Source organism: Alteribacillus iranensis, from assembly GCF_900113025.1.
Taxonomy (GTDB): domain Bacteria; phylum Bacillota; class Bacilli; order Bacillales; family Marinococcaceae; genus Alteribacillus_A; species Alteribacillus_A iranensis.
Genome location: NZ_FONT01000006.1, coordinates 77090 through 93246, shown reverse-complemented (window position 1 = coordinate 93246; position 16157 = coordinate 77090). Strand labels below are relative to the sequence as shown.

At 41.5% G+C, this 16157-nt stretch carries 19 protein-coding genes; all 19 read right to left on the bottom strand.

Annotated features, from left to right (window positions below; all coding sequences use genetic code 11):
• Positions 1 to 13 precede the first annotated feature (13 nt).
• Positions 14 to 271, bottom strand: a complete 258-nt coding sequence (locus BM095_RS13235) for an HPr family phosphocarrier protein (RefSeq protein ID WP_091662767.1) — start codon at positions 269 to 271, stop codon at positions 14 to 16.
• A gap of 37 nt (positions 272 to 308) precedes the next feature.
• Positions 309 to 1271: a DNA-binding protein WhiA gene (gene whiA / locus BM095_RS13230; RefSeq protein WP_091662764.1), complete on the bottom strand. Its 963-nt coding sequence runs from the start codon at positions 1269 to 1271 to the stop codon at positions 309 to 311.
• A gap of 32 nt (positions 1272 to 1303) precedes the next feature.
• Positions 1304 to 2281, bottom strand: a complete 978-nt coding sequence (locus BM095_RS13225; protein WP_091662761.1) for a gluconeogenesis factor YvcK family protein — start codon at positions 2279 to 2281, stop codon at positions 1304 to 1306.
• Positions 2278 to 3168, bottom strand: a complete 891-nt coding sequence (rapZ, locus tag BM095_RS13220; protein WP_091662759.1) for an RNase adapter RapZ — start codon at positions 3166 to 3168, stop codon at positions 2278 to 2280. The genes BM095_RS13225 and rapZ overlap by 4 nt, the downstream gene beginning before the upstream one ends.
• Positions 3168 to 3662, bottom strand: coding sequence for an NUDIX hydrolase (locus BM095_RS13215; RefSeq protein WP_091662756.1), 495 nt, complete (start codon positions 3660 to 3662; stop codon positions 3168 to 3170). Before BM095_RS13215 ends, rapZ begins: the two co-directional genes overlap by 1 nt.
• 327 nt (positions 3663 to 3989) lie before the next feature.
• The gene (gene trxB, locus BM095_RS13210) at positions 3990 to 4934 is read right to left on the bottom strand and encodes a thioredoxin-disulfide reductase (RefSeq protein ID WP_091662753.1); all 945 of its coding nucleotides are present in this window, start codon (positions 4932 to 4934) and stop codon (positions 3990 to 3992) included.
• 155 nt (positions 4935 to 5089) lie between these two features.
• The gene (locus BM095_RS13205; protein WP_177194823.1) at positions 5090 to 6130 is read right to left on the bottom strand and encodes a tetratricopeptide repeat protein; all 1041 of its coding nucleotides are present in this window, start codon (positions 6128 to 6130) and stop codon (positions 5090 to 5092) included.
• Between the two features lie 76 nt (positions 6131 to 6206).
• On the bottom strand, positions 6207 to 6830 hold the full coding sequence (gene hisIE, locus BM095_RS13200) for a bifunctional phosphoribosyl-AMP cyclohydrolase/phosphoribosyl-ATP diphosphatase HisIE (protein ID WP_091662747.1): 624 nt from the start codon (positions 6828 to 6830) through the stop codon (positions 6207 to 6209).
• Positions 6827 to 7585: an imidazole glycerol phosphate synthase subunit HisF gene (gene hisF / locus BM095_RS13195; RefSeq protein WP_091662745.1), complete on the bottom strand. Its 759-nt coding sequence runs from the start codon at positions 7583 to 7585 to the stop codon at positions 6827 to 6829. Before hisF ends, hisIE begins: the two co-directional genes overlap by 4 nt.
• A gap of 4 nt (positions 7586 to 7589) precedes the next feature.
• Positions 7590 to 8318 carry a 1-(5-phosphoribosyl)-5-[(5-phosphoribosylamino)methylideneamino]imidazole-4-carboxamide isomerase gene (gene hisA, locus BM095_RS13190; protein ID WP_091662742.1) on the bottom strand — a complete coding sequence of 243 codons (729 nt, stop codon included), beginning with the start codon at positions 8316 to 8318 and terminating at the stop codon, positions 7590 to 7592.
• Complete coding sequence (gene hisH / locus BM095_RS13185) at positions 8305 to 8955, bottom strand: imidazole glycerol phosphate synthase subunit HisH (RefSeq protein WP_091662738.1); 651 nt, start codon at positions 8953 to 8955, stop codon at positions 8305 to 8307. Before hisH ends, hisA begins: the two co-directional genes overlap by 14 nt.
• Positions 8956 to 9032: 77 nt before the next feature.
• A complete protein-coding gene (hisB, locus tag BM095_RS13180) occupies positions 9033 to 9620 on the bottom strand; it encodes an imidazoleglycerol-phosphate dehydratase HisB (protein ID WP_091662735.1) in 588 nt (195 codons plus the stop codon).
• Between the two features lie 267 nt (positions 9621 to 9887).
• Complete coding sequence (gene hisD, locus BM095_RS13175; RefSeq protein ID WP_091662732.1) at positions 9888 to 11168, bottom strand: histidinol dehydrogenase; 1281 nt, start codon at positions 11166 to 11168, stop codon at positions 9888 to 9890.
• The gene (hisG, locus tag BM095_RS13170) at positions 11165 to 11803 is read right to left on the bottom strand and encodes an ATP phosphoribosyltransferase (RefSeq protein WP_091662729.1); all 639 of its coding nucleotides are present in this window, start codon (positions 11801 to 11803) and stop codon (positions 11165 to 11167) included. The genes hisD and hisG overlap by 4 nt, the downstream gene beginning before the upstream one ends.
• Entirely contained in the window at positions 11796 to 12983 is a 1188-nt protein-coding gene (locus BM095_RS13165) for an ATP phosphoribosyltransferase regulatory subunit (RefSeq protein WP_177194822.1), read from the bottom strand. Before BM095_RS13165 ends, hisG begins: the two co-directional genes overlap by 8 nt.
• 179 nt (positions 12984 to 13162) lie before the next feature.
• A complete protein-coding gene (locus BM095_RS13160; protein WP_091662726.1) occupies positions 13163 to 13657 on the bottom strand; it encodes an acyltransferase in 495 nt (164 codons plus the stop codon).
• Complete coding sequence (ppaX, locus tag BM095_RS13155) at positions 13654 to 14301, bottom strand: pyrophosphatase PpaX (protein ID WP_091662723.1); 648 nt, start codon at positions 14299 to 14301, stop codon at positions 13654 to 13656. Before ppaX ends, BM095_RS13160 begins: the two co-directional genes overlap by 4 nt.
• A complete protein-coding gene (locus BM095_RS13150; RefSeq protein ID WP_091662721.1) occupies positions 14291 to 15241 on the bottom strand; it encodes a nucleoside recognition domain-containing protein in 951 nt (316 codons plus the stop codon). Before BM095_RS13150 ends, ppaX begins: the two co-directional genes overlap by 11 nt.
• A 29-nt stretch (positions 15242 to 15270) precedes the next feature.
• Positions 15271 to 16152, bottom strand: coding sequence for a prolipoprotein diacylglyceryl transferase (gene lgt / locus BM095_RS13145; RefSeq protein ID WP_091662718.1), 882 nt, complete (start codon positions 16150 to 16152; stop codon positions 15271 to 15273).
• Between the last annotated feature and the right edge of the window lie 5 nt (positions 16153 to 16157).

The window sequence follows — 16157 nt, the reverse complement described above, 5'->3', positions numbered from 1 at the left end:
ACTTAAAACTTATTTATTCTTCTTTTTCCACGAACGCTGCTAATGCCTCTACTGCTTCCTCTTCATCTGAACCTTCCGCACTAATATGAATAGTCGTACCTGGACGAACAGCGAGACTCATAATTCCCATAATACTTTTGGCATTAATTTTCTTTTCCTCTCGTTCAATAAATATATCGGATTGAAAACGATTGGCTTCTTGAACGAACAGAGCTGCCGGCCTTGCCTGTAAACCTGTACTGATTCTTACTTCCACTGTTTTCTCGACCACTTCTATCTCCTCCATTGCAAGATATATTACACTGTCATCACGTTTTTTCTGACAGAACAGCTTCCCCTTTTCGGACTTTCTCAGCCAACTGGTCAATTTTACGTAATCGATGGTTGACACCTGACTTACTTACAGGCCCGCTAGGTATCATTTCACCCAGCTCCTTTAAAGTGACATCTTGATGATGCAAGCGTAGTTCCGCTATTTCTCTCACTTTTTCTGGAAGCTGTTCTAAGCCGATCTCTTGTTGGACTAATTTTATGTTTTCAATTTGCCGCATCGCTGCTCCTACCGTTTTATTTAAGTTCGCCGTTTCACAATTAACGAGGCGGTTCACTGAGTTACGCATATCTTTCATAATACGGACATCTTCAAAATAGAGAAGCGCTTGATGAGCTCCGATAACGTTTAGAAATTCAGTTATCTTTTCACTTTCTTTGATATAGAGAATAAATCCTTTTTTCCGTTCTAAAATCTTCGTAGAAAGCTGAAATTCTTCTAGTAGCTGTTGCAGCGCTTTCGTATGTTCCTCATAAAAAGAAAATACTTCTAGGTGGTAGGAAGAAGTCTCAGGGTGGTTTACCGATCCTCCCGCTAAGAAAGCACCGCGTAAGTATGCTCGCTTACAACACACCTTTTCTGTTATGGCAGAAGAAATATTCCGGTTAAACTGGTAACCCTCTTCCATAATGTGAAGGTCTTCTAAAAGTCTCTGTGCTTCCTCTGCAATGCGTACTAAGTAGACATTATTTTTCTTGAGACGCATTTTTTTTCTAACCATTAGTTCAACGTTTGTACTTTTGTACACTCGTTTAATGAGCATATATATCCGTCGTGCAATGGCTGCGTTCTCCGTCGATACCTCTAAATTTATGCGGCCTTCTCCAAATGAAATAGAACCGTTCATACGGATTAATGCTGCGAGCTCCGCTTTTGCACAACAGTCATCCACATCTAGTTGAGTTAATTCTTTTTTTGTCATTGCTGCAAAGGATGACATTGCCATCACCGCCTTTCCCCCGGCACTCTGTCCTATCGATTGGTTAATCGGTTCCGCCGTTCTTCTTTCAATTCCTCTAGTATGGCTTCTGAAACTTTTACTGCATCGTGGCGCAGTAACATGTCTCTAAAATGCATGAATGCTCCTAACTTCACATGACAACCTAGTTCCTGGAGTCTTTTCTCGTCGGCCACCACTGGTACAGCCTGCTCTCTTTCATATCGGTCAAGGACAGAATCAGGAATAGGTCCGTTATTCACTAATACAGTATCTATCACGCCAGAGCCGGCATGGGCATATATAGCTTCAACGTGATGAGAAGCAGCATAGGAATCGGTCTCCCCTTTTTGAGTCATGCCATTACAGACATATAACTTGCGGGCATTAGATTCCCGTATCGCTTCCGCAATACCGGGAACGAGCAAATTAGGAATAACACTTGTATACAAACTTCCTGGCCCTAGCACAATAAGATCGGCCTCTTGAATAGCAGTAATACTTTCCTGAAGTGGCTTTACCGTATTAGGTGATAAAAAAACTCTTCTTATACGTTTTCCCGACTCCGGTATGCTTGATTCCCCTTCAATGATAGAACCGTCCATCATCTCCGCATTCAAGATAATACTTTGGTTAGCAGCAGGTAACACCTTGCCACGTACATTCAAAACCGTACTCAGTTCACTGATCCCCCGCGCAAAATCTCCAGTAATGGAGGTCATTCCAGCAAGAAGTAAATTACCTAACGAATGGCCTGATAAGCCATTCCCATTCTCAAACCGATGCTGGAATAACTGTTCGATCATTGGCTCTACCTCAGCCAACGCAACGAGAACATTACGAACGTCACCGGGAGGAGGGATGTTTAATTCCTTTCTAAGTCTTCCTGAACTTCCACCGTCATCTGCAACGGTAACGATTGCCGTTATATTAACCGGGAATGTTTTTAACCCCTTTAAAAGTACCGATAACCCCGTTCCGCCTCCAATTGTAATGATATTTGCTTTGCTCACAGTTCTATTTCCTTTCCTTTACGTATATCCCGGTGACTTCGATGTACGGAATATTCATTAGAATAATATTCAGCGATCGTTTCTGTTAACGTAACAGAACGATGTTTCCCTCCTGTACAACCAATTGCAATGATTAACTGGCTTTTTCCTTCTCGTTTATACTGCGGTAACATATAATCAAGTAAACCATATAGCTTTTCAAGAAATTCTTTTGTCTCTATCCATTTTAACACATAGGAAGACACTTCTTCTTCTAATCCTGTTTTTGGCTGCAACGCAGCTACGTAATGTGGGTTAGGTAAAAAACGAACATCGAAGACTAAATCAGCATCAATAGGAATACCGTACTTAAAACCAAAAGACATAACATGCACGACAAACGTATCCTGAGATTTACCTGAAAAGTACTGAATAAGCGTTTCGCGTAGCTGTTTTGGTTTTAAGTCACTTGTATCTATAATTTGGCGGGCATGACCTTTTAAGTCTTCAAGCATCTCTCTTTCTTGGCGAATCCCTTCAAGCGGTGCTTCTGCACTGGCAAGTGGATGAGACCTGCGCGTTTCTTTATACCGCTGAACTAAAACGTTATCGCGTGCGTCTAAAAATAAAATATGACTGCTTAAATTAGATTTTAATCGTAAATAATCTACTGCCTCAAAGAGCTGGTCAAAAAACTCACGACCTCTTAAGTCTATGACTAAAGCTACTTTGTTCATCTTACCGCCTGAATTCTCGATCAGCTCTATAAACGTAGGAATTAATGCGGGGGGCAAGTTATCTACACAGTAATAGCCTAAATCTTCGAAGCTTTGAACGGCCACTGTTTTCCCTGCCCCAGACATACCTGTTATAATGACAACTTGAATATCTTCATGCTGATGCCCCACTATACGTCATCTCCCTCTCTCTTAGAAACGTCAGGAGTGTCGCTACTCAACTCGCATGAAATAAGCTTATATTCACTTGTGTAACGAAAAGTACCGTATAGTACACCATCCTCTTGTGAAATATGCTCAAAAATCCGACGGTCTCCCTCTGCCATGTCCAAACCCGTCACTGTACTTTCAGGCTGCCATGCCAATATTCCCTCCGGCGATTGCTCGAGAAGCGTGCCTTTCCAATTTTTTGCTAGAAACGTAAACATCATCCACTCTGATATGATCTTCTCTTGTTCCGTTATCAGAAACGTAAAAATCCCTCTAATGGAAGGGTTGATCACCGTTAGGCCTGTTTCTTCCCGGAACTCTCTTACAACTGCTTCGCGAACAGATTCTCCAGGTTCCATCTTTCCACCTGGAGCAACCCACCAGTTACGACTAGGTTTTTGGAGAAGAAGCAGGTTCCCTTTATGTTGTAATACACAATTCGTTACACGTTGCATAAACGACACCTCACAATTCATCTCCCCTTAGTATACATTTGCTGTTAAGATTGCTCAATTTTTAAAGCATATTCGCCAAACAAAATAGCAGAAATCTCAGAGAAGTTTAGATTCATCTTACACTTATTGGGAGAGTAAAGAATGACGAGACGAGAATAATAACGATATTCTTCAATTAGTAATTCTAATTGGCGCATAAAAAAAAGCACAGGTAAGGAACTACCTGTGCGAATCAGAACTATATAAAAAAGGGGGTCAATTACTTATCTTCATCATACGGCAAATTCATTTCATTTCCGTTACAATCATGTTAAAAATGGTTAAATTTTAGGCGTTTACTGCGTTTTTTAGTTCTTCTACATATTTTTGGGCGGTTTCTGCTGCTAAAGAACCGTCTCCTGTAGCTGTAACAATTTGACGTAAAGATTTATCCCTTACATCCCCCGCAGCAAAAATGCCTGGTACGCTCGTTTCCATTTCCTCATTTGTCACAATATAACCTTCATCATTTAAGATTCCAAGGTCTTTTACAGCTGCATTAAGTGGTAGCATTCCTATATAAATAAACGCACCTTCTGTTTCAAACTCATAATCTTCTCCAGCTTTTAAGTCGGTCAACGTTACGCTGCCTACTTTTCCATCCTTTTGATTTATTTCTTTAACTACGTGACTCCATTTAAATTCAATTTTGTCATTAACAAAGGCGCGCTGTTGAAGAATTTTTTGCGCTCTCAATTCATCACGACGGTGGATAATCGTCACTTTTGATGCAAAGCGCGTTAAATACACTGCTTCTTCTACGGCGGAATCTCCTCCACCTACGACAACAATCTCTTTGTCTCGGAAGAAAGCTCCGTCACAAACCGCACAGTAAGAAACGCCTTTACCGCCTAGTTCACTTTCACCAGGCACACCAAGTTTTTTATATTCGGCGCCTGTCGTAACGATAACAGCACGAGCTTTATATTCTTTTCCGCCCGCTTTCACAGTTTTATACTCTTTTCCGTCAATAATTTCTTGGACATCACCATAAGCGTATTCAGCACCAAATTTTCGAGAGTGCTCGAACATTTTGTTGGATAAATCAGGACCTAAGATATGATCAAACCCTGGATAGTTTTCGATATCTTCTGTGTTGGCCATTTGACCGCCTGGAACACCACGCTCGAGCATCAATGTGTCTAATTCAGCGCGAGACGTATATACAGCAGCTGTCATACCAGCAGGGCCGGCTCCAGCAATTATTACATCATATATTTTTTCTTCTGACATTGGTTTCACTCCTCTTTCTTAACCATAATATCCCCGAGAGTCTTTTTGTGATACATGCTTACTTTTTCTTTTCTGTCTTTATCCTAAGAAATATGAGAGGCGAAGTCCACCAATCTGCTCAGTAAGATATAAATGGTTAAGAAACAGCAGAAGAATCATCTTTCTTTATAAAACGTTGAAAGAGCCATTTCCATATCTTGTGAATCCAAACTACCGTTTTGATGTTTTAATAAGAGATCTTTGGCTTCTTGATGCATATTGTCTGCAGCAATTTCCCACCATTTCAATGCCTCTTGTAATCGTCCTGTATGATACGCTGCTGCTCCTGCGTTCACAAAGAAATCTTCATCCGGCATGGCTCTACGGGAAAGATACATCTTAAAAAATAGATAGGCTTCTTCATGTTCACCTATATGATTAAGAGCAGTGGCGACATGGTAAATATGCGATTCGTCCATCGGAACGAGTCGCTTTAGAACTTCTGCTGTTTCTGATGACTCCTTTTCCCGACCTTGTTCATAATAAAACACTGCTAATTGGCAGGCGGACGGCAAATAATGGGATTCTTTCCATAATTGCTCTGTCAGTATAATCGCTTTCTCTGTTTCTCCTTCCCAATACACCATTCGTGCTTTTTCATTTTGTGCCGGCCAATAAGAAGGATAATCAGCAATAATTTTTTCCAGTAAACTACGAGCTTCTCTATATTTTTTCCTTTTTCTCAGAAGAGTTGCTTGATCATACATCAGTATTAACTCATCTTCATATTTAGGATTTTCTGTGTCTTCGTCCTCTAAGTGTAGGATATCCAGTAATTCGTAGGTGTCAAGTGCAAACTCACCTTCTGGCTCATAATGAAGATAAAGAGTAGCCATTTCGGTGGCTTTTTCGAAAAGTCCCAGATAAGCATAGTTATTTGCAAGTAAAAAATAAGATTCATAGAGCGTGTTATCTAAATTCTTTAGAACGTGCTGCAGCAATTCATTAGAACGCTCATACTCTGCCAAGTCAGTATAAACGAGCGCAAGCTGACAATAATAAATAGCTTCCTCAGGGTTTAATTGAACAGCTTTTTCTATATATTTCGCCGCTTTGTTAAGTTCTTTCTTTTGGTAAGCATGAACTCCACGTTTGAAAAAGTGATGGTCACTCTGTGAAAACGCAATTACACCCTCGTGACTATTTTCCATTCTCATATGTTGTGATTTCCTTCCCCTCGGTGTAATCTTTTGCAGTAAGGACAGTATACCACCATAAAGAAAGGAGGAAAAGTTACTTACCATGTCGTTCTTCCAATACAGATAGAATCTCACTGAATGGAAGTTTCTGCTCTCTTAATAATACAAGGAGATGGTATAGAAGATCAGCGCTTTCCCACTTCAATTCTTCCGGGTCGCGGTTTTTTGCAGCGATAATTACTTCGCTGGCTTCTTCACCAACTTTTTTAAGGATTTTATCTACCCCTTCTTGGAACAAGTAAGTAGTATAAGCTCCCTCTGGCATTTCAGATTCCCGCTTTGCAATAATCTCTTCTAACTTATTCAGGATCGCGAACTTCTCGCTATTGGTATTCTTCTGTTCTACTGATGAATTCGAGAAGCAAGAATACGTTCCCTTATGACACGCTGGCCCGGCAGGATGTACTAGGACTAGAATTGCATCTTCGTCACAATCCAATCGTATATCAACGACTGCCTGAGTATTCCCGGATGTTTCACCTTTGTGCCACAATGTTTGGCGAGAACGGCTGTAAAACCATGTTTCTTTTGTATCTACCGTTTTTTGAAGAGATTCTCTATTCATATAAGCAAGTGTTAGAACTTCTTTACTAACAGCATCTTGTACAATGGCAGGAACTAGACCTTTTTCATCAAATTTGACTTCATCCATGTTCATCTTACGTTGACCCCCTGCTCTCTCAGATAGGATTTGACTTCTTCTACCGACGTTTCTTTGTAGTGGAAAATAGAAGCCGCCAAAGCTGCGTCAGCCCCCGCTTCTTCAAACACTTCCACAAAGTGGGATTTCTCTCCAGCCCCTCCTGAAGCTATCACTGGTACTGTAACAACTTCGTTCACTCTTTTTATGAGCGGCAAGTCGTAGCCATTTTTTGCTCCATCTTGATCCATACTCGTTAACAATATCTCGCCGGCACCTCTAGAAGTCACTTCTTTTGCCCACTCCGTCACTTCCCAATCGGTTTCCGTACGTCCACCATGAGTATACACTCTCCACGACCCAAGTGAATCATCATATTTAGCATCGATTGCAACTACGATACATTGAGAACCAAAGTAGTCTGCACCTTCCGTAATCAGTTCAGGGGATGTAACAGCAGCTGTGTTTAAAGATACCTTGTCAGCACCTGCTCTTAAAATTCGCTTCATGTCTTCGAGCGTATTAATTCCACCACCGACGGTAAATGGAATAGCCAAAGTACCTGCCACTTCATTCACTACTTCCACCATCGTTTTACGTCCCTCGTGCGAAGCCGATATATCAAGAAATACTAATTCATCAGCTCCTTGGTTATCATAAAAAGACGCAAGTTCTACAGGGTCACCAGCATCCCGTAAGTCCACAAATTGAACGCCTTTTACAACCCTGCCTTCTTTAACATCCAAACAAGGTATGATTCGTTTCGTCACCATTCGCTTAAACCTCCCGTACAGCTTGCATTAAGTCTACTTTCCCTGTATAAAGCGCTTTACCAATAATAACACCGCTGACTCCTTTGTTTTGATGCTTAGCTAATTCTTTTACATCATCCAACTTGCTCACACCACCAGAGGCTATCACGTTTTTCCCGGTAGCTTCGGCTAATTCTGAAATTGCTTTTATATTGGGACCTTCGAGCATACCGTCTTTTGCAATATCTGTGAAAATAAATGTCTCCGCACCAAAATCAGCCATTTTCTTTCCAAGTTCAACTGCGGTTACATCTGAGGTCTCTAACCACCCGTTCACAGCTACCCGTCCATCTCTTGCATCTAATCCGATAGCAATTTTTTCCTTATATTTTTCGAGCATTTCTTTTGCAAACTCCGGATGCTGAACAGCTACACTGCCTAAGATGACACGTTGAATTCCATTTTCTATGTAGTAGGCGATATCCTCTTCCGAACGGATCCCTCCCCCTACCTGAATATTTACGGAAAGCTGTTTAGCAGTTTCCACTATGACACGATCATTTATCCGTTTCTTTTCTTTTGCTCCATCAAGGTCTACCATATGTATCCAAGAGACCCCCGCCTCTTCAAACTTGGCCGCCATATCAAAGGGAGAGTCTCCGTAAACTGTTTCTTTATTATAATCACCTTGAAGAAGGCGCACACACTTTCCTCCCCGAATATCAATGGCTGGATATAACTCAAATTTGCTCACGTATTGTCCTCCTACCCGTAACTATTTTCCCGAAATTCTCTAAGACCTGTAACCCTAGCTGTCCGCTTTTCTCAGGATGGAATTGAGCCCCCATCGTAAGCCCTTGACCAACAACAGCTGGCACTTCGCCGAAATAATCACTCGAAGCTATAACAACATCTTTTTTTTCTGTCTCCACGACGTAGGAATGAACAAAATAGACATGTCCTTCCTCCGTACCCTTCAAAATTTGGTGGTTTGGTTGGTTAAAGGTGAGTTTATTCCATCCCATGTGTGGAACTTTATATCCTACTCCTTCGTCCGACACACCTTTAAACCTCTTCGCATAGCCTGAAAGCAATTTTAAGCCTTCTGTGTTTCCATTTTCCTCACTGCCTTCAAATAGAAGCTGCATTCCGAGGCAAATGCCAAGCAACGGTCGCCCATCTTTCGACCACGTTTTTATAAATCCATCTTGGCGATTATCTTTCAGTATAGTCATAGCATCCCGGAACGAGCCAACACCCGGGAGTATGAGACCTTCTGCTTTAATTAATTTTTCCGGTTCAGACGCTAAAAAATAGGGTAGTCCCAGTCGTTCTAATGCTTTACTTACGCTATGTAAGTTTCCCATTCCATAATCTATAATTCCAATCATTCCATCCCCGCCCTTCCAGCCGCTTATATCTGCCATCTATTTAACTTGATATAGAATTTGTATTTGAGTCTATTACATCATAGCATTCCTTTTGTGGAGGGTACACCTTTTACCCGATTGTCATGCTGTGTCGCTTCATCGAGAGCCCGGGCCAACGCTTTGAAAATAGCCTCAATCATATGATGCGTATTTGTTCCATAATGGACAATGACATGTAAGTTTATCCGAGCTTCAATGGCAAACTTGGAAAGAAACTCCTCTACTAACTCTGTATCAAACGTTCCTACCTTTTCTCTCGGAAACTCAGCCCTGTATTCTAAATGAGGTCGATTACTTAAATCGACAACCACTTGTGCCAACGTTTCATCCATAGGAACAAATGCATTTCCATAACGTCGTATTCCTTTTTTATCACCAATTGCCTCTTTAAAAACATGCCCTAAACATATTCCTATGTCTTCTGTAGTGTGGTGATCGTCGATTTCGGTATCGCCGTTTGCTTTTACTGTTAAATCGAACAGACCATGTTTTGTAAACAAATCCAACATGTGGTCCATAAATGGAACACCTGTTGAAATTTGGCTGTTTCCTTCTCCGTCTACATTCAACTCCAACCTTATTTCTGTTTCTTTTGTCTGCCTCTCAACTGACCCTTTACGGCTCATTTTCTTCTCTCCTCTAATATTTTATTTAAGTTATATGAACGACATATTAAGGCAACCAGTACTTCCGGTATCCCTCGTTTCAATCACTCGTCCATTTTACTCAACAAGCAGAAAAGATTACCAACATTATCAAATATGGAGGTACTATCGCTCATTCTGTTATTTTTTATTTGTCACTCTCTTTTCATTACCATCGCCAGCGGGGGGTTATTCGCAATGATAATCTTTAGAAAACCATGACTCCAAGGCGTCGTGAACCTTGCCTGTTTATTCATCGTCCGACTTTTTCTTTCGTATATCAATGGCACGTGCATGAGCTTCTAACCCTTCTAGTCTCGCAATGGCTGCCACGTCATTAGCATCTCTCATAAACGCTTCCTTACTATATGAAATAATGCTTGATTTTTTTGTGAAGTCATCCACATTTAACGGACTAGAAAAACGGGCAGTCCCATTGGTGGGTAAGACATGATTGGGTCCTGCAAAATAGTCTCCAATCGGTTCAGGACTATATGGGCCTATAAAAATAGCTCCGGCGTGGCGGATACTGCCTAGTAAAGAGTGGGGATTCTTGGTAATGATCTCTAAGTGTTCAGGTGCTAGTTTATTTACTGCTTCGACCGCGTCTTGCATCGTCTCAGCAACGTAGATCGCTCCGTAATCAGCAATCGAAGCAGATGCTATCTCTTTTCGCGGCAAACGAGATAGTTGTTTCTCTATCTCCAATTTCGTGCGTTCTGCTATCTCAGCGGAAGTAGTAACCATAACGGCAGAAGCCATCTCATCATGTTCGGCTTGCGAAAGAAGATCAGCAGCTACATATTCAGGGTTCGCTGTGTCATCCGTAAGTACGACGATCTCACTTGGACCGGCTATCATATCTATAGCTACATCCCCAAATACAGCTTGTTTTGCAAGAGCAACAAAAATATTGCCGGGACCGGTAATCTTATCTACTGCAGGCACCGTTTCTGTACCATAAGCTAATGCAGTTATCGCCTGCGCGCCCCCCACTTTCAGGATATGTTCCACACCTAGTTCGGCAGCTGTGACAAGTACAACCGGTGAAAGATTTCCTTCTTGATCTGGAGGAGACGCCATAATAATCTTTTCGACTTCCGCTACTTGGGCGGGTATCACATTCATCATAATGGTAGAAGGATAAGCTGCTTTACCACCGGGCACGTATACACCTGCTGAATCGAGAGGAGTAATTTTCTGACCGAGCATGGTACCATCATGATGAGTAGTAATCCATGATTCACGTTTTTGTTTGTAGTGAAAGGTACGTATGTTTTCAATCGCTTTTCGAAGTGCTTTTAAAGTAGTTTCATCTATGTGATCATATGCATTTTCCAACTCAGCTTCTGACACGAATAAACGGTCCAATACCGCTCCATCAAACTGCTTGGTTAAATCACGTAATGCACGGTCACCTTCTTCTCGGACCTTTCGAATAATAGTATGAACCGATTCTTTCTGGCTTTCCGTGCCTGTTTCAATATCCCGGGCTAAACTAACCTCGTTTGTCAGCTTGATGATCTTCACGCTTCTTCCTCCTCCACGACTTTAGCTAAACGTTCTATCAGGTTATCAATACGGACATCTTTCATGCGATAGCTGACAGGATTAACAATGAGCCGAGATGTAATCGGTACAATAGTTTCCAGCTCAACAAGTCCATTCTCTCGAAGCGTGCGCCCTGTTGAAACAATATCTACAATACGATCTGCTAAACCTACTAATGGGGCTAATTCAATAGAACCATTTAATTTAATGATCTCTACTTGCTCCCCTTGTTCCTTAAAATATTGGGTTGCCAGGTTCGGATATTTAGAAGCGACTTTTGGGTTAATGTCTGTTTTTTTATAGTCCGGTAATGCCGCTACAGCCAAATAACACTCACTTATTTTCAAATCTAGCACTTCATAGACATCTCTTGCTTCCTCAATCATCGTGTCTTTCCCGGCAACACCTAAGTCAGCAACGCCATGTTCAACGTATGTAGGAACATCCATTGGCTTCGCTAATATAAATCGGAGATCAGCTTCCGGTACATCTACAATTAATTTACGGGAATCGTCAAACTCCGGAGGTAAAGGAAAACCAGCTTCCCGAAGTAGATCAGCCGCTTCATCAAATATTCTTCCTTTTGGCATTGCCATGGTCAAAGGCTCACTCATCAATCTTTCCTCCTTGCTTATTTCCAATATAATATTGAACATCCGCAAATGCCTTGCTCAGTTCATCTATATTATCTACACCTTGTAAATCCTGAAGAACCACTCTCTTTCCTTCTTTTCTTAACTGACGTGCTTTTTCAATCGCTTCTAAACGCCTTTCTTTGCTAAATAAAATACAAGTCTGCTCTGGTAAAGCTTCAGTCTGGCCGAGTGCTTCTACTAATAAGTCAAGTCGGATACCAAACCCTGTAGCTTGGGCAGGACGGTTAAACCTTTGAAGTAATTCGTCATAACGGCCTCCACTGGATAGGGGCACACCAAGCCGGCTTCCATACCCTTCAAAAACAACGCCCGTATAGTAACTCATGTGCATAACTAAATTAAGATCGAGTTTAATGTGATGACTGACTCCATAGCCATCTAATACCTCCCATAGCTGTTCTAAATCTTCAAGAGCTTTCGAGGCTTCACCATTGGAAACAAGCGTTTTAGCGTCTTCTAATTTCTCTCGTCCCCCTCTTAGAGACAGCAGATCCATCAAGCGTTTTTCATCAATGGAAGAAAGAGGAAGACTTTTTACATGCTGTTTAAAACCTACGTAATTTTTCTCATATAAGTAACGCCGCAAAACATTTGCTCTTTCTTCACTTCCTACTACATCTAGTAAAAGAGCATTTACATAGCCAATATGGCCGATTGCTATTTGAAAGTCATCTAACCCGGATTCTTTTAACGTCTCTACCATTAAAGCAATAACTTCACCGTCAGCACTAGAGGTCCCGTCTCCAACTAGTTCCACACCTACTTGTTCAAATTCTGCAGGGCGACCTCCTTCACGCTGCTGGGCTCGAAATAATGAGCTGTGGTAGGAGAGACGCAGAGGAAACATTTGGTCTTTTAGACTTGAAGCCGCCACACGAGCAATGGGAGCAGTCATATCCGGCCGTAATACAAGAGTGTTTCCATTTTGATCTAACAGCTTAAATAGCTGTCTATCCAAAATAGCCGAAGCCATCCCTACGGTGTCGTAATACTCAAGAGCAGGGGTTTGAATAGGAAGGTATCCCCAGCTTTCAATCACCTTTTCCATAGTTTGTTTCACTGTATTTTTGGTCTGATAGAATGATGGCAATGTATCCCGCATACCTACTGGTTTTTCAAACATAAAGGGTGTACTCATATCCTACTGCTCTCCTTTTCATACATATATTTATGTATCTTACTAACTTTTACTTTAGTGTGCTAATGTGATAGTGTAGTAAAGAATATATCGTGTAGTCTACACCTGATTTACTTCACAGTCAACGTTTCTCTTCATAAAATAAAGCCTGCTGCAGAGAAACTCTACACCAGGAAACATTAATTTTCTTTATTGTTGTCACGAATGATCCGTAATGGATTTCCACCGACGACCGTGTTGGGTAAAACATCTTTATGAACAACGGAACCAGCTGCGACCGTTGCTTTATCCCCTATAGTAACTCCCGGTAAAATCGTTGTGTTAGCTCCTATCAATACATCATCACCTATAACGACTTCTCCAATCCGGTATTCTTTTATTAAATATTCATGAGCGAGAATCGTTGTATTATAACCGATCACACTATTGCTACCTACTTTTATCTTTTCCGGAAACATAATATCGGGCATTACCATTAAGGCAAAAGCTGTTTTATCTCCAATCTTCATATGTAGAAAACTTCGATACAAGCGGTTTTTCAATGGTAGAAAGGGGGTGTACCGAGCCACTTGAATAACGATGAAGTTTTTTACTACTTTCCAAAATGGAACTGTCTTGTACATATTCCAAAGTGAGTTAGCTGAAGAAACTTTATAACGCTCTGTTCTCCTCACGATGTCCTCACTCCGAGAAAATCAAGCAAGTCGGGCATCGTATCCAAAATAATGGTTGGTTCCAAAGAACGAAGATAATCTTCCCCTTTAATAGACCAGCCTACTCCCGCCGTCTTCACACCTGCATTTTTACCGCCTAAGATATCATATTGACTATCTCCTACCATGATCGTTTGGTCAGGAGAAGAGCCGGTTTGTTGTATTGCTTTTTCGATGGGCTCCGGGTGAGGCTTCACATTTTCTACGTCATCAAACGTGATGATGGTGGCGAAATAAGATAATAAGCCAGCTTCTTCTAATCCGGTATGAGCACTTTTCTTTCGTTTGGTAGTCACGACACCAAGCCGAAACCCACGTTCATGCAACACAGCAACTGTTTCTTTTACTCCCTCATACTCCTCCAAAAGTGTCGTATGGTTGGCAAGATTATGTTTCTGGTATAATTCGATCATTTCCTCTGCTCTGTCCGGATCGATTTTCCTGAAACTTTCATCCAATGGAGGACCGATGAACTGAATAATATCTTCTCGGTTATAAGAGCCAGGTGCATAGGTCTCCAGCACATGTTCAAAGGATGCAATAATTAATTCATTGGTGTTTATTAATGTACCGTCTAAATCAAATAGAACCGTATCAATAGTCATAGGTGGCCTCCTTGCGGACATATTGTCTCTTCTCCGCTCTTTTCCAAATGAATGCAATCAGCATGGTTAACAGCACAGCTGTTACCAAACGAATGAATAACAATGGCAAGACAGGAATACCGAGTGGGATGAAAATTAATGTGTCTTCTATAACCGCGTGACAAGCAACAAGAAATATAAATACTAGATACAGATCTTTCTTCTTAACATTATCTTCTTTCACCGCTTGAATCATAACACCTGCTCCAAAAGCAAGACCAAATACCAATCCGGAAGCTAAAGTGGTAGACGTATTTTCTCGAATGCCAAGCAATCGTGTAAACGGAGACATCCACTTAGAAAATACTTGAAGCCAGTTTAAATCTTTCATTACTTGAATAAAGACCATAATGGGGATAACAACTAAAGCAATCTGTAAGACTCCGATAAATGCACTGGAAAGTCCATCCCAAACGATGCCGCCCCAACTACTCGCTTGGGTCTCACCGCCGGATGATACGAAGCCATACTGGGCTTGCTGCTGCCCTCCTTGCCATATCCAATGTATGAATAAAGCAGATAGAAAAGCAAGGCCAAGCCGAACGGCCAAAATGACAGACATTCGAATACCAACCTTCATTGCTACTGCAGACTCCACAAATAAATTATGGGAAAAAGAGAGCATGACAGCTAGTATGAAAACCTCTTTAACGGCTAGATCCATGGAGAGAATAGCCCCTATTGCAGCATAGAGGTTTAAAACATTTCCTAAAACAAGTGGAATGGCAGCCTCTCCGGGAAGTCCAATCCATCCCATCAATGGGGAAAGAACATCAGCAACCCATTCAAGAACAGGAGTGTAACTTAATATTGTAATGATGAGAGTAATCGGAAATATTATTTTCCCCAATGTCCATGTCGTTTGCAAGCCAACAAGGAGACCTTTTTTCAGTGTTCCCATATGTTCCTCTCCTCCCGCATGACACACTTTCACTTTTTCTTAGTGTTCTTTTTCTTATGATTTGGCCGGTTTCGTTTGTCTCCCGGCAGTCCCGCCCCATCTTCATCTAAATAATGTGCGTGTGCTAAATCTGTTTTTCTTCTATATATCCACAAGACGATAGCACCGATAATTAGGACTAGCGACATTACCTGGGCAGCTCGCAGTACTTCTCCGATCATCAGACTGTCGGTACGTAATCCTTCAATAAAGAATCTTCCGAATGAGTACCAGATAACATAGCTTAAGAAAAGTTCCCCGCGGCGTAAGTTAACACGGCGCAAGAGGATCAACAATATAAACCCTGCTATGTTCCATAATGACTCATATAAGAAAGTGGGATGATAATACACACCGTCAATATACATCTGATTAATTATAAATTCAGGCAGCTGCAGGCTTTCTAAAAACTCTCTTGTAACAGGACCTCCATGAGCTTCCTGATTCATAAAATTGCCCCAACGACCGATCGCTTGACCGAGAATAATGCTTGGAGCCGCAATGTCAGCAAGCTTCCAAAACGATATCCTGCGGACCCGGCAGAAAATAATGGCAGTGATCACAGCACCGATTAATCCACCATGAATAGCCAGACCACCTTCCCAAACCGCCAGTATCTGGCTTGGGTTCTGTGAATAATACTCCCAGCGAAACAGGACATAATAGAGCCTTGCGCATAGAATAGAAATCGGGATCGCAAAAATAAGCAAATCAGCAAAAATATCTTTGGGCATCCCGCGTTTATTGGCTTCACGATTGGCTATAAGAAATCCAAGTAAGGCACCGATGCCAATTAGAACCCCATACCAATAAATGGGAATAGTACCGAGTTGAAATGCAACACGGTCTAAAGGCTGTATTGTGTAGACCATGAAAG